Below are 21,135 nucleotides of genomic sequence, written 5' to 3' on the forward strand. Positions count from 1 at the left end.
GAACTGCCTTTCGGAGGTGGTGAAAGTTTGTAACGTGTTTCCCGGACTAGTTGTCCGGTGAGGTTATTTCCTGCATGGACGCGGTGATGCGGTGCAGGGCTGCCAGCAGTGCCTGCGCGCTCTGGAGATCCGGGAGTCCGGTGCCGCAGGCAATCTGCGCCGGAATATGTGCCAGTTCTTTGCGCAGGGATGTTCCGGTGGGGGTCAGGCTGACGTTGACGACGCGGCTATCTTCCTCGTCGCGCCGGCGTTTGATGAATTCCTTCTGTTCTAGCCGGCGCAACAGCGGGGACAGGGTCCCGGAGTCCAGCTGGAGCATCTCGCCGATTTCGCGCACCGGCTTATCGCCTTCGGACCACAGCGCAACGAGCACCAGGTACTGGGTGTAGGTCAGCTGCCATGGGGCGAGCAGTTCGGTGTACGCCCGGGTGGTTGCCCGGCTCGCCGAGTAGAGGGAGAAGCAAACCATTTCGTCAACTATTGCCATGAAATAATGATTGCACGCAATTCAATTGCGCGCAACTTAAATTCTTGATCCCTAGGGATTGATGCCGCGCGGGCTACCGATCGGGCTCTTGGCGATGGCGCCGAATTGGTTATGGATTCGGGGTGCTTAGCTAGCTGGAAGCATCGGGAGAGCTCCAGCCCTGTAGCTTGATCCGGTCACGTTTCGCGCGGTTCGGCTGGCATCGCTAAGCTGGGATTCATGAGCATCGGCAATCACCTGGCGAATGCCGGCGGGCGTAGCTACCCCCGTCTGGCAATAGTTCGCTCGCTGCTGCTGATTAGCGCGGTGGTTTTCGGTTTGTTCTCGATGCACGTAATGAATCATGTACTCCCGGTTGAATCCTCGGCCCCGCTGGCGCAGCCGCATGCGGCAGAAGCCATGCCCCTGCATCATGCTCCGCTGGCGGACCCGGGCCATCCCTCCGAGCAGGGCTGCGCCGACTGTCCGATGGGCCATGAGATGGCCGCCGCAGGTTGTGTTTTGGCGCTGCTGATCATGCTGTTGTTCCTGCGGCCACCGCATACCGTAGCCGTGGCCCGGACGGTGTTCCTGCGGACCTTGCGCGCAGCTTCGAAGCTTCGTGGGGTTGCCCCGAACAAACCTGACCTGACTGCCTTGGGGATCTGCAGAACGTGAGCACTTGGCGGGTCCATTGACCTGCCGCCAACTAGTACCGGCGCCGCCGCAGGCAGGCGCCGCTCACGTTCCAAACCCATCAGGAGAACCACCCATGAACAAGCAGACCCTCTTTTCCAGCGCCCTCGCACTGGGCGCGATGCTCGCCCTCGCCGGTTGCGCAGGGGAACCATCAAGCACGCCGGCGCCGAGCGCCTCGGCTTCCGAAGCGCATTCCGGGCATTCCATGGAGCAGTCCCCATCGGCCAACGACGCCGATATGGCGTTCGCCTCGGGCATGAAGATGCACCACGAACAGGCGATCGACATGTCCGACATTTTGCTGGGCAAGTCCGGGGTTCCCGCCGAGGTGGTGGCCCTGGCCGAACGGATCAAGGCGGCGCAAGGCCCGGAGATCGAACGCATGGACCGCTGGCTTTCCGAATGGAACATCCCCGAGGGGATGGACCACGGGGGAATGGACCACGGCGACGGAATGGTTCCGGAAGATGAAATCAAGGCCTTAGAGGACGCGACGGGGTCCGAAGCTGCCCGGCTCTTCCTTGAGCAGATGATCATGCATCACGAAGGCGCCGTGGTGATGTCCGAGACCGAGACCAAAGAAGGAAGCTACCCGGCGGCCATCGACCTGTCCAAGCAGATCGTTGATTCCCAAACCGAGGAAATCAACGAGATGAAGCAGCTGCTTGAAACGCTGTAGCCAGGGATTGAAGACAGAAAGGTTGGGATTGACCGTGCCCAAAAAATTTGAAGGCAGCAAAGGTAGGCGCGCCGGGATTGTGGCCGCGGCGGCCGGCTCGGTGCTTGCGCTGGCCGCGTTGACCGGGTGCAGCACTGCACCGGCGCCCGTCGCGCAGCCCGAACCTACGGTGGTTGCGGCCGAGGACACCGGGGAGTTCCTCGCGGAGCTTGGCCTGGCCGGGCTCGATGCCAGGGCGGCGATCGATCGGCTCGACCGGATGCCGGTGGCGCAGCGGCCCAGCGACTTCACCGCCTCGGTGCAGCCGGCCCAGCTGGTGCTCACCGATGCGTCGGGACGCACCGCGGATCTGCCGATGCCGCAAGATGAGTACTACCTTTCGGCGGCACCCTATGTGAGCCAGACCCACAGCTGCCATTTCCATAGCCTGACCACCTGTCTGGGGGAGCTGGCGGGAAAGGAAGTCCAGGTGAAGGCAACTGACGCCGACACCGGCGAGGTGCTGGTGGAGAAGGGCGTAAAAACCTTCGACAATGGATTCCTTGGACTCTGGGTTCCGCGTGGAATTAATTTGGATCTGGAATTCAGCTACGAAGGCAAAACCGCGAAGACCACCGTGTCCACCGCTGGCAGCACAAACGCCACCTGCCTGACCGAGCTGCCGCTGGTCTAATACAGCGCGTCTGCACAACCAAAAAAGCATTCGGGCCTGCAACCACATCTAGTGGTTGCAGGCCCGTATGCTTGGCGCCGGAGAACCTAGTCCTTGGGCTCTTGGGCCGCCTTGTTCATCAATTCCTCGAATGCCCGGCGCTCCTTGCGGGAGACGGGGATCTGGCCGGTCAGCGGATTGACCACCTGGCCCGGAACCGCCTTGGGATTATCCGGATCCGCCGGCTTGGCGTCCGCCACCCTCGGCTCGGGCTTGGCCTGCTTCTTGTCCTTGGCCTGTACCGGCACCTGCTTGGCCCCCGGGGTGATCTTCGCGGTGGCCCCGTTCATGGCCAGCGCAAGATCCTGAGCTCCCGTGTGCTGCTCGGCGGAGTGCTTGCGTCCCGCGCGGCGCAGCTCGCGCTTCTCCTTGCGCGACTCCACCAGGCGGTAGAGCACCGGTACCAGGATCAAGGTCAGCAAGGTGGAGGAGACCAGGCCGCCGATGACCACGACGGCCAGCGGCTGGGAGATGAATCCGGACTGGCCGGTGAGTCCCAGGCCCATCGGGATCAGCGCGAAGATGGTGGCCAGCGCGGTCATCAGAATCGGGCGCAGACGCTGGCGGGCACCTTGCATGATGGCCTCATCCAGCGCCATCGCCGGCCGCTCGGGGGTATCGGCCCGATACTGGTTGATCAAATCGATCAGCACGATCGCGTTGGTGACTACGATGCCCACCAGCATCAGCATGCCGATCAAGGACGGCAGTCCCAGCGGGATGCCGGAGATCAGCAACAGGCCGATGGCCCCGGTGGCGGCGAACGGAATGGAGACCAGCAGGATCAGCGGCTGGATCAGCGACTTGAAGGTAGCCACCATGATCACGTAGACGATCGCGATGGCCGCCAGCAAGGCGAGGTAGAGCTGGTTGAAGGATTCGGCCTGCTCGGTGGCCGCGCCGCCGATTTCGGCACTGGCGCCCTCGGGCAAATCCACCGAGTCGAGGCGCTCGGTGACGTCCGTGGAGACCTTGCCCAGCATGTTCTCCGCCGGGGTCAGCGTGACCGTGGAGATGCGCTCGCCATTGGAGGTGGTGACCTGCTGGACGACCTTGGTGCGTTCCACCGCCGCCAAATCCTGCAGCTGCACCAGGCCGGCGGCGGTGGGGATCTGCAGTTCGCGCAGCTTGGCCAGCCCGTTCAGATCCATGGGCTCGCCGATCTGCACGGTCATGTCCGTGTAGTCCAGGCGCAGGGTGCCCGCCGGGACGGCGGAGACCTGGGAGGCGACCAGACCGGAAAGCTGCGTCTCGGTCAGCCCCGCCTCGGCTGCCTTCTCGGCATCGATATCGATGGAGACCTGCTCGCGTTCCGCCGAGAGGTTATCCGCGATGCCGGTGACATGCTCGGTGCCGGCCAGCGCTTCGCGCAGCTGCTCGGTGGCCTCGCGCAGAATATCCTCATTCGGGGCCTTGACCTCCACGGTGACGTCGCTGGACATCATCGCCGAGGAATTGGAGCCGAAGCTCAGGATGACATCCTCGGACATATCGAGTCCCTGGATCTGGTCGCGGACCGTATTGCCCAGCGCTTCCTGGTCGAGATCGGGGTCGGTGATCGCGGTGAAGCTTGCGGTGTCCGCGCCGGAGGCGAACATCGCCGCCATGCCGCTGGCGGTGCCCACGGTCATCTGCACATCTTCCAGGCCCTCGATGTCTTGCAGTTTTGCTTCCACCTTCTCGGCTTCGGCCAAGGTGGTCTCCAGCGCGGTGCCCGAAGGCAGCTTCGCGGTGATGGAGATCGAGTTCTCCCCGGTGGAGCCGAGCAGGTTGGTGTTCAGCAGCGGAGTCATCATCACGGTCCCGGCCAGGATCAGCACGGAGGCCAGCAGCGTGATGACCGGGTGCTTCTGCGTGCCGTTGAGCACCGGCACGTAGGCGCGCTGCAGCCAGGACTTGTCCTCGGCCACGTGGACGGTGCGGGTTGCCCCGGTCCCCGGGCGGTGCGGCAGGAACCAGTAGGCGAGCACCGGAACGATGGTCAGCGAGACCAGCAGCGAGGCGAGCAGGGCGATGGCCATGGTCATCGCGAAGGGGCTGAACAGCTCCCCGGCCATGCCGCCGACCATGGCGATCGGCAGGAACACCGCCACGGTGGTCAGCGTCGCGGCGGTAATCGCCCCGGCCACCTCCCTGACCGCCAGCAGGATGGACTGGGCCTTGGATTCGCCGTGGGCCAGGTGGCGCTTGATGTTCTCGATCACCACGATCGAGTCATCCACCACGCGGCCAATGGAGATGGTCAGCGCGCCCAGGGTGAGCATATTCAGCGTGTACCCGAACACGTTCATGCCGATGAAGGTGGCCATCAAGGACAGCGGGATGGAGATCGCGGTGACCAGCGTGGAGCGCACGGAGAACAGGAAGATCAGGATGATGATCACGGCGAAGCCCAGGCCCAGGGCGCCTTCCAGCGCCAGGTGGCTGATGGAGTCCTCGATGAAGGGCGCCTGGTCGAAGATGGTGGTCATCGTCGCCTTGTGGCCGAGCTCGGCTTCCAGATCCGCGATCATCGCGGTGACCGCGTGGGAGATCGCGACGGTATCCCCATCCGGGGTCTTGGTGACCTGGATGGACAGGGTCTCATCCCCGTTGGTGCGCGTGACGCTGGTGGCCTCGTCGGCCTGCACGGAGACCTCGGCGAGATCCTTGAGCAGCACCGGACCGGTCTCGGTGACCAGCGGAATGTCTTCGATCGCAGCCAGGGTGTCAGGGGAGGATCCGGCGATCACCGGAAGCTGCAGCCCGTCGACGTCCATATTGCCCACCGGCATGGGGGAGCCGGCGTTCTCGATGCCGTCCTTCAGGTCGGCAACGCTCAGCCCGGCGGCGCTGAGCTTGTCGTCGTCCGGGATCACCGCGATGTGCTGGGAAGCGCCGCCGGAGACTGCGGCTTCACGCACCCCGTCAATCTTCTGCAGCTTAGGCAGCGCGATGCGTTCCACATCATCGTTCAGCGCTTGAAGCGACTCGTTCGAGGAGACCGCGAGCATCAGCACCGGAAGGTCGGCAATGGAGCCGGCCAGCGCCGTGGGTTCCACGTCTTCGGGCAGCTGGGTCTTCACGTTGGAGATCGCGCGTTCCACCTGCGCGCGGGCACGGTCCATATCGGTGCCGTACTCGAAGGTCAGCGCGATGCGGGTGAACCCGGTCTGCGAGGTGGCGGTGGAGGATTCCAGCCCCTCGACCGCCTGCAGCGCGGTTTCCAATGGGGCGGCGACCTGTTCGTCGACCACCTCGGGGCTTGCACCCATCTGGGTGGCCATCACGGAGATCTGCGGGAACTCCAGCGAGGGGATCAGTTCCTGTTTCAGCGATCCCATGGAGATCACGCCGAAAACGGCGGCGAAGATCGTGATAAGCGCGATGAGCGCCCGGTTCTTCAAAGACAAGATGGCCAAGCGCTGCATGCGTGTGTGGTCCTAGCTGTGTCGCAGTGGGAGGGGCTGAGCACAACTTTAGTTGGTTGTCATTGCTCAACAGTCACCGAGAGATGTTAAGCACGCAAAAATCATCCGAATGGATTACCCAGGAGTGGCCTGCAACAGCGGTGCCGGAGGAGATAGCGGGTTTTTTGGGGCGTCTACTGTTCTCCGCGCCATGCCTTGAGGAACCATGTGCCAGCGCCGCATGGAAGGAATTTGCGCCTGTAGAACCCCAGGCTCTGTTTGGCGCGTTGTCGACGTTGTCCCGCCGCAGGACAAGGCCTGCACCTCGCACTGAGTCCGAAGGGTCTCGCAGACGTGCGCCGAGCGTGTGATGGTGACTTCGGCCCGAGAACTTTGGCTGCGGCGCCCACCACTCTTAGACGGAAGTGGGTAGGGAAGAACCGGGAAATCGAGTTAGCGGCGGTACGTGGATTATTGGCCATCGAGAACGGCTATTTACTCAGGGGCCGCATCATTTCCGCGAGCGCCACCGATGGCTGTGGGATTGGGCAGCCGAAGTTCACCGCGGAACTCCGGTACGGCTGGCGCCGCACCAAACGCACTTGGATGGTTTGCCCGACATGGAAGGGCTCCGTTGGAGCCGTTGCCTTGAGGTATGAGGTAGGCAGGAACGTTGCGAATATGAATGCTCGTTGGAGGAGTCCTCAACGTTGCGGAACATTCATGGATCCACAGAGGCCGCCTCCGCGGAGGGCCAACGCCTAGTTGTGTTTGTTTTTTCGCTTTTGGTTTATGGCTTCTTCGGCAACGATAGGAGCATCTTCGCGGCTCGTCCTAGAATATGCGACGTCATCGCCGCCATAGAGCTCTGCGGCTATTTCCGTAGCCGCATCCACGTTTTGAATACCCAGCTTTCCAGTAAGAAGCTGAGGTCGGGCATGTCCCGATCTCGAGCCGAACTGAGCTTCATTGCAAGCAGCGTTTCAGGCGAAGCGATATATGCCTCGAGCCCTTCACCAAGGTTGATACTGACCCATTTTGCTCCTGCGGGGATGAAAGCGGTCGCACTGGAGTTCAGCCACCCGGAGGGAAGATTGCGTTCCTGAGCCATTAATTCAACTACGCGCTCAACGTCGGCTGGGGGTGTATAGGAGGCATCAATGTCTTGGGTCACCCGACGCTCGTTTCCCGTGAAGGCGATGGCCGCCCCGCCGACCAGTCGGATCGTCGGGGTGATTCCCTTGGCACGCAGCCTGCTCCCAAGCTCGCCAAGCAGTTCGCGAATCTCATCGATGGTGAAGTCTTTGCTCACGCCATCTCCAGCGAATTATCTTTGAGGAAAATATTAAAATCAGCCAATGTCTTCGGGGTGCGCTTGATTGTCAGTTCTCTGAATGCGTCGCTCATGCTCCGCGTGTCACTACCTGGAAACCAAGGGTCCTGCAGTTTTACACCCCACCGAGGTTTTTGTGCAGAAACGCCTTCAAGTGCGATTCGCGCGCCCGCTGCAAGCAAAGCATCAAATCGTTCGCTTCCGGTGGGGCCGGGCTTCTTGAGGTGCTCCGGCTTCATCATTTTCAATTGCTTCAATGAATCCATTGCAATTCGTAAAGCGAATTCACTGTCACCGGAGGACAGCTCGCGGGCAACATCGCGGGCCGCCTCGTCGAGGACCGCCTGAGGCGTCGGAGCCGGGGCAGCCCAGCGGATGTTCAAGGCGTCGGCAACTCTAAGCGAAGCGCCAAGCTCAGCTGTCTCTTTGCCGGATTCAAGCTCATAGATGAATTTTCGGGAAAGCCCGGTTTTGTTTGCAAGCCCCTGCTGGCTCAACCCGCTTTGAATCCTTGCGCCACGGATTGCTCGCCCCAGTTCTTGCGCGGTACTAATCGTTCCCATATTTACATTATGACACCGTTCGCTCACAAAATGCAGATATGCGCGTAGGTAGATTGGAAGCGGGCGTAGGTCGTGATGAGAGTTTCATGGAATTTTCACTCATAGATATCGAGCGTCGTTGCGTTGTGGTTTGGTGGTTATTTCCGCGCACACCCCAAAACCATCCCTACGGCGGTTCATGAATCTTCATTGGCGCACAGACTAGGCCCCAGGGGTGCTAGATCATCGGCCGCCGGCACTGGACATTCTAATTCGCTCTGGCATCGATGTCGGGATAGTACCCTCGCCCTAATGATTTGTGGATGAACGCTAGTAGGAGATCCTTACAAGCGGGGACGTTCCTCCAAGGGCCTCAAAGATTCAAGTACACGGAACGGCGATCCTGACGTAACGAATTACGGCTGCCAGCAAGCAGGTGCTAAAACTGCCAACTGATCGGGTCCCATAGTGGGATTCGAGCGCATACTCGGTGTATGGGAATGCCCCACGGAACTTCGCAGATGGGTAGGACGGCCATGGACCGGGACACTTTACGCAGCGTGCAGCGGCCGTTGAAACAGCTTTACCGCGAGCAGCCGCAAGCCGGAAGCATCGTATTGGAGGCCACCGGAACTCTCGGAGAAGAAGGACTCTCCTGTTCGGTGCAAACCGGTCAGGCGCTGGTGAGCGCCGGCCTGCACCCGTCCACCGGCGGGGATGGGACGCTGGCCTGTTCGGGGGATCTGCTCCTGCAGGCGCTGGTGGCCTGTGCCGGGGTCACCCTGGCTGCGGTCGCGATCAACCGCTCGCTGAGCGTTGCCGGCAGCGTCCACGCGAGCGGTGTGCTGGATGTGCGCGGCACCTTGGGGCTGGACCCCGAAGCCGCGGTGGGATTCAGCTCGATCAAGTTGTCCTTCGAGCTGCACACCGAGGCCAGCGAGCAGGACATAGCGCAGCTGATCGAGGCGACGGAAAAATATTGCGTGGTGCTGCAGACCTTGCGATCCCCGCTGGCCATCGAGGTCACTGCGTCGGCGGAATGACAAAGGCCCGGTTCGCTTCCCTGGCCGCTAAGCGGCAGGAAGCAAACCGGCCCTTGCCCCCGTTGGCTAGCTCAGTTCCAGGCTCTTATCGGTAGCAGCCTTGACCTCGGCGTAGAGCGCCGGGTTTTCGTTCAGCTTGGTGCCGTAGGAAGGGATCATTTCCTTCAGCTTTGCTTCCCAGCCTGCGAACTGCTTCGGGAAGCAGCGCGAGAGCAGGCCCACCATGATCGGAGTCGCGGTCGAGGCGCCTGGGGAGGCACCGAGCAGACCGGAGATCGAACCGTCCGAGGAGGTGATGACCTCGGTGCCGAACTGAAGGACGCCGCCCTTCTTGGCATCCTTCTTGATGACCTGTACGCGTTGGCCGGCGGTAATCAACTCCCACTGGGAGCCATCTGCTGCGGGGAAGTACTCGGCCAGGGCCTCGTCCTTCTTGGCACGTGACTTGAGCACCTCCTTGATCAGGTAGGCGGTCAGCGACATGTTGTCCTTGCCCACTGCAAGCATAGGGATGATGTTATGCGGGCGCAGCGACAGCGGCAGGTCCATCTGTCCGGTGGACTTCAGGAAGTTCATCGAGAAGCCGGCGTACGGGCCGAACATCAGTGAACGCTTTCCGTCAACGAATCGGGTATCCAGGTGCGGCACGGACATCGGTGGGGCGCCGACCGAAGCCTGGCCATAAACCTTTGCGTGGTGCTGGTTGATGATCGCTTCATCGGTGCAGCGCAGGAACTGACCGGAGACCGGGAAGCCGCCGAAGCCCTTGATCTCATCGATGCCGGACTTCTGCAGCAGCGACAAGGCGCCGCCGCCCGCGCCGACGAAGACGAACTTGGCCTTCACGGTCTTCACAGCGCCGCTGGCGTTGTCCTTGACGGTGATTTCCCAGCCGGCGCCATCGCGCTTGAGGGTCTTGACCTTGTGGCCGTAGTTCACCGACGCGCCTGCGGCACCCAGCGAGTTGGTCAGGTCCTTGGTCAGGCGACCGAAATCAACGTCGGTGCCCGAGGCCACGCGGGAGGCGGCGACCTTCTGCGAGGCGTCGCGTCCCTTGGCGACCAGCGGAGTCCACTCGTTGATGGTGTCTAGATCGGTGGTGTGCTCCATTTCGCCGAACAATGCGTTCGGCTTCAGCGCGTCATAGCGCGCCTTGAGGTACTTGGAGTGGTCCTCGCCAATGACGAAGGACATATGCGGCAGCGCGTTGATGAAATCCGCGTCTGCGACGCGCTTGTTCTCAACTGCCCACGAGTAGAACTGGCGGGATACCTGGAACTGCTCGTTGATGCCGATTGCCTTGGCTGGGTCAACCGTTCCGTCGGCCTTGGCCGGGGCGTAGTTCAGTTCGCACAGTGCCGAGTGACCGGTACCTGCGTTGTTCCATGGTGAGGAGGATTCCTCTCCGGCCTTGTCGAGGTTTTCGAAAAGACCAATAGACCAGGTTGGTTCCAGCTGGTTGATCATGGTGCCAAGGGTGGCACTCATGATGCCGGCACCGATTAGTACTACGTCAAAAGATTCGGTTGACGTTTCAGAAGGCACGAGGATCTCCATCGACAGTGATACTTTGCTCTACTACAGACTAGACCTAGTAGACCACCGGTTAAAAATCGTTAACTGGAAAGTGCAGGTGAGTTAGTCATCTGCACGTCCAGATAGCTCTCATTGAGCATGGGCGAGGAAGGGTAGTAGGTGACGTTCGGGTTGAAGGCCAAGGCGGAAATCGGAAATACCAGTGGGACCAGCGGTAGATCGGTGTTCAGCGTGGCCAAAATGGCAGTCATGGCCGCCGTGCGTTCCTCGCCAGGAGGCAAGGAGCGGGCAGCCAAGGCCTGTGAGTCAAGTAACTTGGAGGTGTATCCGAACTCATGCTCCTTGGCGTCGAGAATTCCGGAGATGAAGTCATCTTCCAGGCGATAGCCACCGGAGAAGCCCAAGAGGTGCATCCCGTTGAATTCCTCCGAACGCACCGTATCCACATATCCGTCGGTCCACGCAATGGGGCGTGGCTTGATCCGGATGCCTACCGCAGCCAGGTCTTCGGCCAATTGGGCGAAGGTGCGCTCGGGCAGCGGAAGGTAGTTTCGCGAGACCCGCAGCGGGTAGGCGAACTCGATGATTTCGCCCTTGTAGTCGATGTCCGCCAGCAGCTGCTTGGCCTTATCGGAGCTGTGGTTCAGCGTGCCCTCCGGATCCGGGACGCCGAAGGCCGGCGGCAGGATGCTCTGCGCGGATTTGGAACCCTGCAGGAAGAGGTTGTCGGCCAACCGTCCACGGTTGACCGCGTGGGTGATGGCCATGCGGAATTCGGGTTTGGCCAGCCATTCGTTGCGGTGATCCAGTCCGAGATACAGCACCGAGAACGGGTCGCGCTGCACGACGACTTTCGCGTTGCGCACCAAGGTACGCATGATATCGACCGAAACCATGTCGAAGCCGTCGATTTCCTCCGCCATCAGCGCGCTTTCGCGGTTGTAGGGGGAGGGGACCGGGGAAACCACCACTACTTCTGGATGGTTCGGGTTGTTGCTGAGCTTTGATTTGTCCCAATAGTCGGCGAAAAGCTCCAGATTCACGGTGCCCTCGTCGTTGGATACGAACTTGTAGGGGCCGGTGCCGGAAGGCGCGGTGAGCAGCGCTTGGCTCGGGTTGCTTTTTGGGCCCCCGGCGAGGGAATCCGGTGCGGCGATCGCCATACCCGGCAGGGTGAGCGATTCGATGAGCCCGGCACGGCGTCGACGCAGCTTCAAGGTGAGAACGTATGGCTCCGTGGCCTCGACTCCGGCGAAATAGCTTGCGCTGCCGCCGAGGGATTTTCCGGTGAATAGGTCCTGAGCGTAAATGGCCTTGAGCTTCTCCAGCTCGGCCAGGCGCTGGGTCTCGGCCGCCTTCTGCTCCTCGGTGACCGTGGTGCCCTGGTCCAGCTTGAGCTTCAGCTCCGCCTCGGTAGGCAGCTTGGGAATGTCTTTTTCGTGGTGGAAGACGTGCATGAAGCCCTGGCTGGAGCGCAGCTGCAGATCCTTGGGCAGCTTGACCCAGCGGTTGAAGTTCGCCACGACGGCTGCGGCATTGAATTCGCTGCCGTCGTGGAAGCGCACCCCGCGCCGCAGCGCGAAGGTATAGCGCAGCCCGTCTTCGCTCTCGGTCCATGATTCGGCGAGGCCGGCAATGGGGCTGCCGGTATTCGCATCGATGGAGATCAGCGTCTCGTAGATCTGGCGGGTGATGCGGAAGGATTCGTTGTCATTGGCCAATGCGGGATCCAACGACACCGGGGGAGCGGAAGCTGCCAGACGCAGGGTACGCGGAATTGCAGGTTCACTTGCCGACGGGCTGGCGGAGGCTACGCCTTCACCGTTCTTAGAGGTGCAGGAAGCCAACGCCAGTGTTGTCGCAGCGAGCGATCCAGTGAGCAGCAAGCGTCGCGTCACGAGATGTTGTTGCTTCGAAGGCACGGTTGTGGCTCGACTTCCTCTTGATTGCTTTCGGTTCCCAGCCGCGGTGAACCGGCGGCTTTCGCGGCGGTAAACGGTTTGGGTATTTATCAAAGATAGCGCACGCCGCTAGCGGCACCCCCAGTAACTCTCGGGGTGCCGCTAAGTGGAATCAAATTGTTAGCTAAAAAGCATTAACTAGTGATCTGATGCACAGCGTTCTGGCCAAGTTCGCCTTCGGACCAGGCCGGGAGCTGCTTTTTGAGCAGGCGCACCATCCGCGGGAAGAAGGCGCCGGTGTTTCCGCCGTTATGCGGCAAGATCAACGCGTTCGGGCATTGCCACAGCGGGTGGTCCGCCGGCAGCGGCTCTGGTTCGAAAACATCCGAGGCCACCGACAGCCGGCCGGAGGAAACTTCGGCGACCAGCGCATCGGTGTCCACCACTGGACCGCGGGCCACGTTGACCACCAGTGCTCCGTCGGGAAGTTTGGCGAGCAGCTGGGCATCCACCAGATGGTGCGTGGAGTCATTCAGCGGAACAATCAGAATCAGCACCTCGATTTCACCGGCGTGTGCGGAGAGCTGGTCAATGGAGAGCACCTGGCCGTGCGCGTCGGTGCGGGCGCGGGAACCGAAGCGCAGCAGGTTCACCTCGAAGGGATCCAAGCGTTTGCGGATCTCCTCGCCAATGCCGCCGACGCCTACTAGGCCCACCGTGCGATCGGCCAAGCCGGGCCACTGCATGGGGTTCCACGCCCCTTCGCGCTGGTCGCGTACCGCCTGTGGGAAGCCCCGCAGTGATGCGATGGCCAGCCCTAGTGCCATCTCTGCGGTGGCTGCGGCGTGCACCCCGGCGGCCGTGGTGATGCTTGCCCGGTCGCCAACGAGATCAACCAGTCCGTCGTAGCCGGTGGTCTGCGTTTGAACGTGGCTGACGTTTGGCGCCCGATCGATGTTGCGCAGGCTGTGCGGTGAAGCCATATAAGGGAAGATCGCTATGTCGATCTCCTCCAGGTTCGTGGATGGCTCGTTGACCAAGTCCCAAATAACTGGCTTGAGGTTGCGTGGCAGCTCGCCGACAGCGTTGAGGAGTTCTTGAGTGGGAAAGGAAACCGTGCGTTGGCTGTTCATGGGTTCACTGTATAAAGCAGGAGATGCCTATGGAAATAACCCCAAGTCATCTGCTGTAACGAAGGTCACCGGCCGGAGGGCCCCTCTCGTTTTGCACTCTCGCCGAAAGCTGGTAAAGTTTTATCTCGTTGCGAAAGCGCGAAGCATAAAAAGCTTCTAGAACATCGCAGCGGGCGCCTCTAGCTCAATTGGCAGAGCAACTGACTCTTAATCAGTAGGTTTCGGGTTCAAGTCCCGAGGGGCGCACAGTGAGAAAGGTCGGACTTCGGTCCGGCCTTTTTGCGTACCCGGATCAAACTTCGGCACCTAGCCCTGAAATGCGGGCCGTAAACCTCGGGTCGGATTTCTTCTCTCACGGCCGACTTTGATCGTCCCCTCATTTGCCCCAGCCTCAACGCTCGTTAGCCGTTCATCGTTTGGCTCATGGCAGAGAGGAATGAACAGCGGACCACGACTATGGGGGAGCGCCATGCCCGAGCCAGAACGTGAATACCAAATCAATGTCCTGCGGGAATTTCGAGGCACAGAATCCATCACCATTTCAAACTGGACAAAAAGAGGCTGGGAAGTAGCCGAGGTAATGGCACTGGCTGCTGTTAACGATAATTACCTTGCGTCGGCCCAGGCAGAAGCTCCCGAAGCACGCCTAAGTGATACTTGGCGTGTGCGTTGCCGCGCTGTTCCTGAAAGGTGGAATCTTGGCATGGATGGAAGGTCACCGCGAAGTCGAACCCGCTGAACGGGCACCGCATCGGTCAGTAAGAGTAGGTGAAGGAGCTGTCGCCAAAAAGACGGAGAAAGTGGAAGTACGAGCCGAACCCGCGTTTGCTTCTGGTGGCTACGGAATGTTTCTGCGTATTTATCCTCATAAATAACGAATAGTTGAAGCTCACAGTTAGAATCACGGCAGTTGGAGAAGTGCAGAGTTAGTACCTATGGGGGCGAAATGTCTGAATCGGAAATTGATTACCACTCTAAAATCGTGAAAACGATCCGAGGCGCGGAGTCCAGGGCGATTTCGAAGTGGACAAGTGAAGGGTGGGAACTCGTAGAGGAAAAGCGCGGACGACTCCAAACTCAAATTACCTTCCGTCGCCCAAAGCGCAAGTTGTCTAGACGAGCGATGGTAGTTCTTGGCGGAAGTATGGCCGCGTTATTTATTTTTATTGGTGTCATGGCCGTTCTCGAAAGTGGAAATGAACAAGAACCAATTGCGCCAGTTGCTCGTGAATCGGAGCAATCAAATGAAGAACCAATAATCGATGCGACCGCGGAAGTGATAGACGCAGAGCTGCCGTCCGGTGATTCGTTGCTGACCGAAGTTCCAAGTGCAGCACCCGCAGAAGAAATCTTGACCGTGGACAACAGCAAAGACTTAGCTGAGCTTCTGGCTGGGAGCGATTCCGGTCCTGTGGTTGAAAAGTTCGCAGCGAAGTACAAGGACCAGTTGATTGAATTCGATGCCAGCGTTTGGGCTCTCGCGCAACATGGTAACTACAAAACTCGGTATGACATCTTGATCGCTGCCGGGAACTTTGATGAAAACCGGTCGCCTGGCCCAAGCTTCCAATTTCGTGATGTCAATACCACTAACGACCTGCACTACACCAATGAGAGCCCCACAGGCACTATTGGCATCCGAGACAACATCCATGTAGTTGCCAGGGTCGGAAAATATAGCCCGGATAGTCTTCTGTTCCAACTGGAACCAATCGAAACTAGCTTTAGATGAGCCGCCAGCCTTTCTGCGGAACTGTCCTTGCTGGATTCTTCCGCGGCCTCATCTTGCGCGTGTAATCCGATAAATATTCCCCTTCTCGAATCCGTTGCACTTTTGGAACCCATAATTTCTCAGAGTCGAGGAATCAGTTTCTTCAGCATGGGCTATTTGCTTGGTCCGAGCCTGCAGATGACTAAACACTAGATCTCGTGGAATTAATTCATAAGTTCCCGCAGGACGATTCAGAATGTGGTTCAAACCACGCAGGAAATTTTAACGAATTTCCTGCCCTGCGACCCCAGGGGATCCGGTAAGTCCTATCTGACTAGGTGTTTGTAGGGTTCCAAGGGTGCGGGCAGTCGATTTTCCTTTTTGGGTGCCTTCTGCCTATGATTATCTACGTCGCAACGACATGAACCGGAAACGGACTAGTCAGAGCGAAGTAAGCGCCTCTAGCTCAATTGGCAGAGCAACTGACTCTTAATCAGTAGGTTTCGGGTTCAAGTCCCGAGGGGCGCACAATGAGATCCGACCTGAACTATCAGGTCGGATTTTTTGTATATCCACGGAAAAGGGGTTCTACGAATGAGCAATGAAGCCACTACGCCAACTCGCTTGGCTGCGGGGGATCAGGCGCCAGACTTCACGTTGAGCGACGCCGAGGGCAATGAAGTGACCTTGTCCAGCCTCCGCGGCAAGAAAGCCATCGTGTACTTCTACCCGGCGGCCTCCACGCCAGGCTGCACCAAGCAGGCCTGCGATTTCCGCGACTCGATCCAGTCCCTGAAGGCTCTGGGCTACGAAGTTCTCGGAATCTCCCCGGATGGGGTCACCAAGCTGGCAAAGTTCGCCGCCAAGGAAGAGCTCAACTTCCCGCTGCTGGCCGATGAGGACCATGCCGTCGCCGAAGCCTATGGCGCCTGGGGTGAAAAGAAGAACTATGGCCGCACCTACGAGGGGCTGATTCGCTCGACCGTTGTGGTCGACGAGCAGGGTCTGGTTTCCCTGGCGCAGTACAACGTTCGTGCCACCGGTCACGTTGCAAAGCTGCGTCGTGACTTGGGGATTGATCCCAAGTAGAACCATGGTTCGCCGATTTTATATCTGCGAATTATTCCGCTAGACTAGTTGAGGTCGAGTTACCGGACTTCAAGTCAGGTGTAGCGCGAGCGAGTATGGCGGAATTGGTAGACGCGCTGGATTTAGGTTCCAGTGTCTTCGGACGTGAGAGTTCAAGTCTCTCTACTCGCACCAACCAAACGAAACCTCCCGAACTGGCAAAGTTCGGGAGGTTTTGTGCATCCTGCAAGGTGGCCGCTGGCGTGCGGAGCGGTGCAACAGCCCGGATCCTGCTTATTGCCGCAGGCCGGGGGAGTAAGCTTTGGAAGAGTTATCCCGCGATCGGGATCGCTGTAGGTGATTATTCAAGGGGTGGAATGTGGAGCGCGAAAAGCTGCCCATGATGTATAGCTTTGCCCAGTCGGATCCGGAGCAAGCGCTCATCCCCCGCGCTGGCATCCCCGCACAGGACCTCGCTCAGATCGAGCGCATCATGGCGGAACTGGGACGGCTGCGTGCGGTGGAGCGGCGCATCATGCACAGCGCGCAGAGCTTCATGAAGCTCAACGAAACGGATATGCGCGCCATTCGCCAGCTCATTTCCGCCAAGCATGCCGGGCAAGCGGTGACCCCTGGTTTGCTTGCCCGCCATTTGGGGGTCACCACCGCCTCGGTGACCAAGATGATCGACCGGCTCGTGGCCGGAGGGCATGTGGTGCGCAAGGCCCATCCCACCGATCGGCGTTCCTGGCAGGTGGAGGTCAGCGAGGAAACGCATCTGGCCGCCCGCGAGCAGCTGGGCCGCCACCACGCCAAGCGATTCGACGTGGCGCTGGGGTTGAGCCCCGCAGAGCGCGATGTGGTGATCCGCTTCCTCGCCGGCACCTCCGAGGCCCTGCAGGACAGCCTCTACGGGGTCGACCCCGAAGCACCAGAGCCCGGCCGGTAGCTCCTTAGGCCGGGCTGCTCTCGTTTTCGGCGTGCGTGATGATGCTGCGCAGCATCGAAGAGAAGATCAGGCCATGGAACGGGTACACGGACCACCAGTAAAGCCTTCCGGCGAGACCGCGCGGGAAGAAGATGGCCCGTTGGGTCAGCCGCACCTTTCCGGCCTCCTGGTCGCTGAGCCGGAATTCCAGCCAGGCCCGTCCGGGCACCCGCATTTCGGCGCGTAGGCGCAGCAGCTGGCCCGGTTCCAGGGCTTCGACCCGCCACCAGTCCACCACATCTCCGAGCGCCAGCTTTTCGCGTTGCCGCCGTCCGCGGCGCAGGCCCACCCCGCCGGCCAGCTTGTCCAGCAGCCCGCGGGCCTTCCAGAGCAGCGGGAAGGAGAAGTAGCCGGACTCTCCGCCGATGCGGCCGAGCACCGTGAACAGCCCGGCGGCGCTTGCCGTGCTGTCCTGGGACCGCTCATCGACATAGACCCGGTGCCCGGCCCACTCGGGGTCCGAAGGCAGCGGGTCCGCGGGGGCCGACACGGGGTGCGCCGTCGCCCAATTGGTGTCCACCGAGTCGGTGCGGATCTTCTCCAAGGCCAGCGCGACCGCGCGCGGATAGTCCGTCAGCCCGCCGTCGGGGCGGTCAATCAGCTCATCGATTTCCCGGTTGCGCACCAGGCAGTCGTGCTGCAGCGAATCAACCAGCGCGCCGGCGAGGGTATGGGGCAGCGGAGTGACCAGATTAACCCAATGCGAGGCCAGCCGCGGAGTCAGCAGCGGAAGCGGTATCACCCACGGCTTGCGCAGTCCCGCCTGGACGGCGTAGCTGCGCATCAATTCGGCGTAGCTGTAGGCAAGCGGGCCGCCAATGTCATAGGTCCCGGCGCTTCCGGCCGGTAGTTCCGCGCAGCGCGCCAGATAATGCAGGGCGTCGCGCACCGCGATGGGCTGGACCTGGTTCAGCACCCAGCGCGGCGCGGGCATCACCGGCAGCACATCGCTCAAATGCCGGATCATTTCGAAGCTCGCAGATCCCGAACCGATCACCAGTCCTGCCTGCAAGGTGAGCAAGGGGACCGGGCCGGATCCGAGGATCCGCCCCACCTTGGCCCGGGAGGCCAGATGGTCGCTGAGTTCGCCCTCGGGGTGCAGCCCGGAGAAGTAGACCAGCTGTCCCACCGACGCCTCGGTGGCAGCTTTCAGCATGCTTTGCGCGCAGCGCTCCTCGGCGGCCATGAAATTCTTCGTGCTGGACATCGAATGCACCAGGTAATAGACCACGTCCGCTCCGGCGCAGAGCCGGGCGACCGCCGAGCCGTCCTCCAAGGTTCCGGTGATGACCTCCACCTGCTCGCGCCACGGGACGTCGCGCAGCCGTTCGGCGCTGCGCGTGAACACCCGCACCCGGTGCCCGCGTTCGAGCAGCAGCGGAACCAGCCGCCCGCCGATGTAGCCGGTCGCGCCGGTGACCGCAATGGTGCTCATGATTGCCTCGATTTCTCTCGGGTGCCCAAGCGCAGTGCGATTCCTCCCGCGCTGAGCAGCAGCAGGACCGCAATCGCCAGCGCGCCGTAGCCGACCAGTTCGGATTCATTGGTCCCGGTGAGCCGGCTATGCCCAATCCAGGCGATGCCCCAAGCCATGGCCAGCGCCGTGTAGAGCTTTCCTGCACAGTACCAGCAGACCGCCACCGCGATGAGTGCGGCAACCACCAGCAGGGCCAGCGCCGCCACCCGAGCCCACGCGGCGTCTTCTCCCACGCCCCAGGAGGAGAGCAATGCCGAGACATTGGCAATGCTGGCCACGTTCACCCAGCCCAGGTAGACGCCGAAGGTCAGCCACATGATCCAGTGCTCGGCCCGCGTGCTGCTGGGGAAGCGCACCAGCCGGACCAGGATCCAGAGCAGCACCAGCAGCAGCGCGAAGATCACCACGGCGCTCAGCGCCAGCAGGTCGAATTGCACCACCGCGATCCAGGCCGCATTCAGCAGCGCGGAGGCCGCCACCGGCAGGCGCAGCGCCCTCAGGGTTTCCGAGCGCCGCCCGGCGGGCAAAGCCTGGTAGACGGCGAACACCGCAAGTCCCAGATAGATGAAGCTCCAGATGGAGAACGCCGGCCCGGACGGGGACAGCAAGGTCGAGTCGGCACCGAGGTAGCCGCCGGCGGCATCTTGGATGGAGGTGCCGCCCAGGGCGCCGCTGCCGATGAAGGCCGCCGTGATCGCCGCGCCCAGGGCGGCGATTTCCAGGATCACCGTAGGCCAGGAGGCCAGCGATGCGCTGCGTTGTGGTTCTTTCATGATCCGCTCCTCGCGGTTGGTGGGGCAAAAATCTTGAAACTGGAGTCGACAAATGAAGATACTTAAACCATGATGTATCTAGCGAAGCTAATAATCAACCTAGCGAGAGAAGTTCTTCATGGCTACCACTGCGGACCCCAGGTCTTCTAGCGTGCTGCGTCTCATGCGCCAATTCCAGCATGCCTACGCGGCGGCCGAGGACGAATACCGCAGGGAACTGGGCCTGAACGACACGGATCTGCGCGCGTTGAACGCGCTGGGAGTCAACCGGCAGCTCGGTCCCGGACAGCTTGGCGCCAAGCTCGCGGTGTCCACGGCGGGAATCACCTCCGTGCTGGACCGGCTCGAGGCCCATGGCTACATCCGCCGCGAGGACCATCCCCAGGACCGGCGCAAGAAGATGATCTTGCATGGAGAGAACTTTCCCGGCCTCCCGGAGCAAGCCGCGGGAAGCCTGCGCGGAATCTACCGGGCCTTCCGGGAACTGGACGAGCAGCAACAGCACACGGTGCTTGGCTTCCTGCATGATGCCTGCCAAGCGTTGGAATCCGACACCGAAACCCACCTATGGAGCAAAGGGCCATGACCATCCACGCCACCTCACACACGGCACCATCCAGTAAAGACCCCGGATTGCCCGGCTTTGCCGATGCCCGGACGCTGGCCGAAATCCGCCGGCATCTGGAAACCATCCTGAACCGGGCCACGGCGCGGGCGAGCGCCTATTCCCCGCACACCGCGCAGCTCTGGGAGCAGATCGCGCGCAGTGTGGAACACGGAAAACTCACCCGCCCGGCGCTGGTGTTCCTCGGCTACCAGGCGTTCGCCGGCCGGGATCCGGGCCGTGCCAAGGATCTGGCCTGCGCCTTCGAGCTGCTGCATACCGCCTTGCTGATGCATGACGATGTGATCGACCGCGACTACATGCGCCGCGGCCAGCCGACCCTGTCGGCGCACTACCGCGACCAGGCGCTGGCCGCCGGACGCGGCACGGCGGATGCCGAGCACGTGGGCAACAGCGCCGCGGTCATCGCCGGGGACCTGCTGCTGGCAGAGGCCATCAAACTGGCCGCCCGCGCCGGGCACGGACTGGACTGCGAGGGAGCCGTGGAGGACGCCTTCGCGCAGGCCATCGCCCAGGCCGGGGCCGGTGAGCTCGAAGACCTGCTCTACTCGCTGCTCGATGCACCGGCCACCACCGGAGAGGTGTTGCGCATGGAAGAGCTCAAAACCGCCGCCTACTCCTTCCAGCTGCCGCTGCAGGCCGGGGCCCTGCTCGCCGGGGCCAGCGCGCAGCAGGCCGCGCGGCTGGGCGAGGTGGGCTGCCAGCTGGGCATTGCCTACCAGGTGATCGACGACGTGCTGGGGACCTTCGGGAAGCCGGAATCCACCGGAAAGCCCAACGATTCGGATCTGCGCGAAGCCAAGAGCACCATTCTGACCTCGCTGGCCAGCGAACAGGAAGGCTTCAGCTCGCTGCTGGCCGCCTACCGGGCCGGGCACAGTGATATGGCCACCGTGCGCCACGCCCTGGAAGAATCCGGAGCCGAGCAGTTCGCCCGGAAACTCGCCAACGAGCTCTGCGCCTCCGCCACCCGTTCGGCCACCTTCCTGCGCCTGCCTGCCGCCGCGCAGCGCATGCTGCACGAATGCACCGCCCTGATCCTCTCCCGGAGAAACTGAGC

Annotated in this window: 18 protein-coding genes and 3 tRNA genes; 12 read left to right on the top strand and 9 right to left on the bottom strand. The window is 61.4% G+C overall.

Going from position 1 to position 21,135, the window contains the following annotated elements:
• Positions 1-46 precede the first annotated feature (46 nt).
• Complete coding sequence (locus CIK76_RS16820; RefSeq protein ID WP_176484282.1) at positions 47-487, bottom strand: MarR family transcriptional regulator; 441 nt, start codon at positions 485-487, stop codon at positions 47-49.
• A gap of 219 nt (positions 488-706) precedes the next feature.
• Between CIK76_RS16820 and CIK76_RS16825 the strand changes: the two genes are divergently transcribed.
• From CIK76_RS16825 to CIK76_RS16835, 3 genes are all read left to right on the top strand, one after another.
• Entirely contained in the window at positions 707-1,144 is a 438-nt protein-coding gene (locus tag CIK76_RS16825) for a hypothetical protein (protein WP_096288579.1), read from the top strand.
• A gap of 94 nt (positions 1,145-1,238) precedes the next feature.
• Positions 1,239-1,844, top strand: a complete 606-nt coding sequence (locus tag CIK76_RS16830; protein ID WP_096288581.1) for a DUF305 domain-containing protein — start codon at positions 1,239-1,241, stop codon at positions 1,842-1,844.
• Positions 1,845-1,878: 34 nt separating this feature from the next.
• A complete protein-coding gene (locus CIK76_RS16835; RefSeq protein WP_217990424.1) occupies positions 1,879-2,517 on the top strand; it encodes a CueP family metal-binding protein in 639 nt (212 codons plus the stop codon).
• Positions 2,518-2,603: 86 nt separating this feature from the next.
• On the opposite strand, the gene CIK76_RS16840 is transcribed toward CIK76_RS16835, so the two are convergent.
• The 3 genes from CIK76_RS16840 to CIK76_RS16850 all read right to left on the bottom strand — a co-directional run bounded on the left by CIK76_RS16840 (position 2,604) and on the right by CIK76_RS16850 (position 7,841).
• Entirely contained in the window at positions 2,604-5,966 is a 3,363-nt protein-coding gene (locus CIK76_RS16840; RefSeq protein WP_096288584.1) for an efflux RND transporter permease subunit, read from the bottom strand.
• A gap of 853 nt (positions 5,967-6,819) precedes the next feature.
• Positions 6,820-7,257: a DUF6036 family nucleotidyltransferase gene (locus CIK76_RS16845; protein ID WP_096288587.1), complete on the bottom strand. Its 438-nt coding sequence runs from the start codon at positions 7,255-7,257 to the stop codon at positions 6,820-6,822.
• Positions 7,254-7,841 (bottom strand): helix-turn-helix domain-containing protein, encoded by a 588-nt coding sequence (locus tag CIK76_RS16850; RefSeq protein ID WP_096288590.1) that lies wholly within the window; start codon positions 7,839-7,841, stop codon positions 7,254-7,256. The genes CIK76_RS16845 and CIK76_RS16850 overlap by 4 nt, the downstream gene beginning before the upstream one ends.
• A gap of 473 nt (positions 7,842-8,314) precedes the next feature.
• Here CIK76_RS16850 and CIK76_RS16855 point away from each other — a divergent pair, with 473 nt between their 5' ends.
• Complete coding sequence (locus CIK76_RS16855) at positions 8,315-8,863, top strand: OsmC family protein (protein ID WP_217990425.1); 549 nt, start codon at positions 8,315-8,317, stop codon at positions 8,861-8,863.
• Positions 8,864-8,929: 66 nt separating this feature from the next.
• On the opposite strand, the gene CIK76_RS16860 is transcribed toward CIK76_RS16855, so the two are convergent.
• The 3 genes from CIK76_RS16860 to CIK76_RS16870 all read right to left on the bottom strand — a co-directional run bounded on the left by CIK76_RS16860 (position 8,930) and on the right by CIK76_RS16870 (position 13,433).
• Positions 8,930-10,420, bottom strand: coding sequence for a malate:quinone oxidoreductase (locus CIK76_RS16860; protein ID WP_176484283.1), 1,491 nt, complete (start codon positions 10,418-10,420; stop codon positions 8,930-8,932).
• A gap of 59 nt (positions 10,421-10,479) precedes the next feature.
• Positions 10,480-12,321, bottom strand: coding sequence for an ABC transporter substrate-binding protein (locus tag CIK76_RS16865; protein ID WP_217990426.1), 1,842 nt, complete (start codon positions 12,319-12,321; stop codon positions 10,480-10,482).
• 173 nt (positions 12,322-12,494) lie between these two features.
• Positions 12,495-13,433, bottom strand: coding sequence for a 2-hydroxyacid dehydrogenase (locus tag CIK76_RS16870; protein ID WP_096288600.1), 939 nt, complete (start codon positions 13,431-13,433; stop codon positions 12,495-12,497).
• Positions 13,434-13,606: 173 nt separating this feature from the next.
• On the opposite strand from CIK76_RS16870, the gene CIK76_RS16875 reads away from it, so the two are divergent.
• From CIK76_RS16875 to CIK76_RS16900, 6 genes are all read left to right on the top strand, one after another.
• Positions 13,607-13,679: transfer RNA gene (locus tag CIK76_RS16875), tRNA-Lys, on the top strand.
• Positions 13,680-14,379: 700 nt separating this feature from the next.
• Positions 14,380-15,165, top strand: coding sequence for a DUF4839 domain-containing protein (locus CIK76_RS16880; protein ID WP_096288603.1), 786 nt, complete (start codon positions 14,380-14,382; stop codon positions 15,163-15,165).
• Positions 15,166-15,599: 434 nt separating this feature from the next.
• Positions 15,600-15,672 (top strand) — tRNA-Lys (locus CIK76_RS16885).
• Positions 15,673-15,738: 66 nt separating this feature from the next.
• Positions 15,739-16,233, top strand: a complete 495-nt coding sequence (gene bcp, locus CIK76_RS16890) for a thioredoxin-dependent thiol peroxidase (RefSeq protein WP_096288605.1) — start codon at positions 15,739-15,741, stop codon at positions 16,231-16,233.
• Positions 16,234-16,322: 89 nt separating this feature from the next.
• Positions 16,323-16,407: transfer RNA gene (locus CIK76_RS16895), tRNA-Leu, on the top strand.
• A gap of 184 nt (positions 16,408-16,591) precedes the next feature.
• A complete protein-coding gene (locus CIK76_RS16900) occupies positions 16,592-17,161 on the top strand; it encodes a MarR family transcriptional regulator (protein WP_255248526.1) in 570 nt (189 codons plus the stop codon).
• 4 nt (positions 17,162-17,165) lie between these two features.
• On the opposite strand, the gene CIK76_RS16905 is transcribed toward CIK76_RS16900, so the two are convergent.
• Together CIK76_RS16905 and CIK76_RS16910 are read right to left on the bottom strand one after the other, a co-directional pair.
• Positions 17,166-18,635, bottom strand: a complete 1,470-nt coding sequence (locus CIK76_RS16905) for an SDR family oxidoreductase (protein ID WP_096288607.1) — start codon at positions 18,633-18,635, stop codon at positions 17,166-17,168.
• Positions 18,632-19,450, bottom strand: a complete 819-nt coding sequence (locus tag CIK76_RS16910; protein ID WP_096288609.1) for a tryptophan-rich sensory protein — start codon at positions 19,448-19,450, stop codon at positions 18,632-18,634. The genes CIK76_RS16905 and CIK76_RS16910 overlap by 4 nt, the downstream gene beginning before the upstream one ends.
• A 118-nt stretch (positions 19,451-19,568) precedes the next feature.
• On the opposite strand from CIK76_RS16910, the gene CIK76_RS16915 reads away from it, so the two are divergent.
• Complete coding sequence (locus CIK76_RS16915; RefSeq protein ID WP_096288611.1) at positions 19,569-20,036, top strand: MarR family transcriptional regulator; 468 nt, start codon at positions 19,569-19,571, stop codon at positions 20,034-20,036.
• Positions 20,033-21,133, top strand: coding sequence for a polyprenyl synthetase family protein (locus CIK76_RS16920; protein ID WP_096288613.1), 1,101 nt, complete (start codon positions 20,033-20,035; stop codon positions 21,131-21,133). Before CIK76_RS16915 ends, CIK76_RS16920 begins: the two co-directional genes overlap by 4 nt.
• The last annotated feature ends 2 nt before the right edge of the window (positions 21,134-21,135 follow it).

This window comes from Glutamicibacter sp. BW80 (genome assembly GCF_002332385.1).
Classification (GTDB): Bacteria; Actinomycetota; Actinomycetes; order Actinomycetales; family Micrococcaceae; genus Glutamicibacter.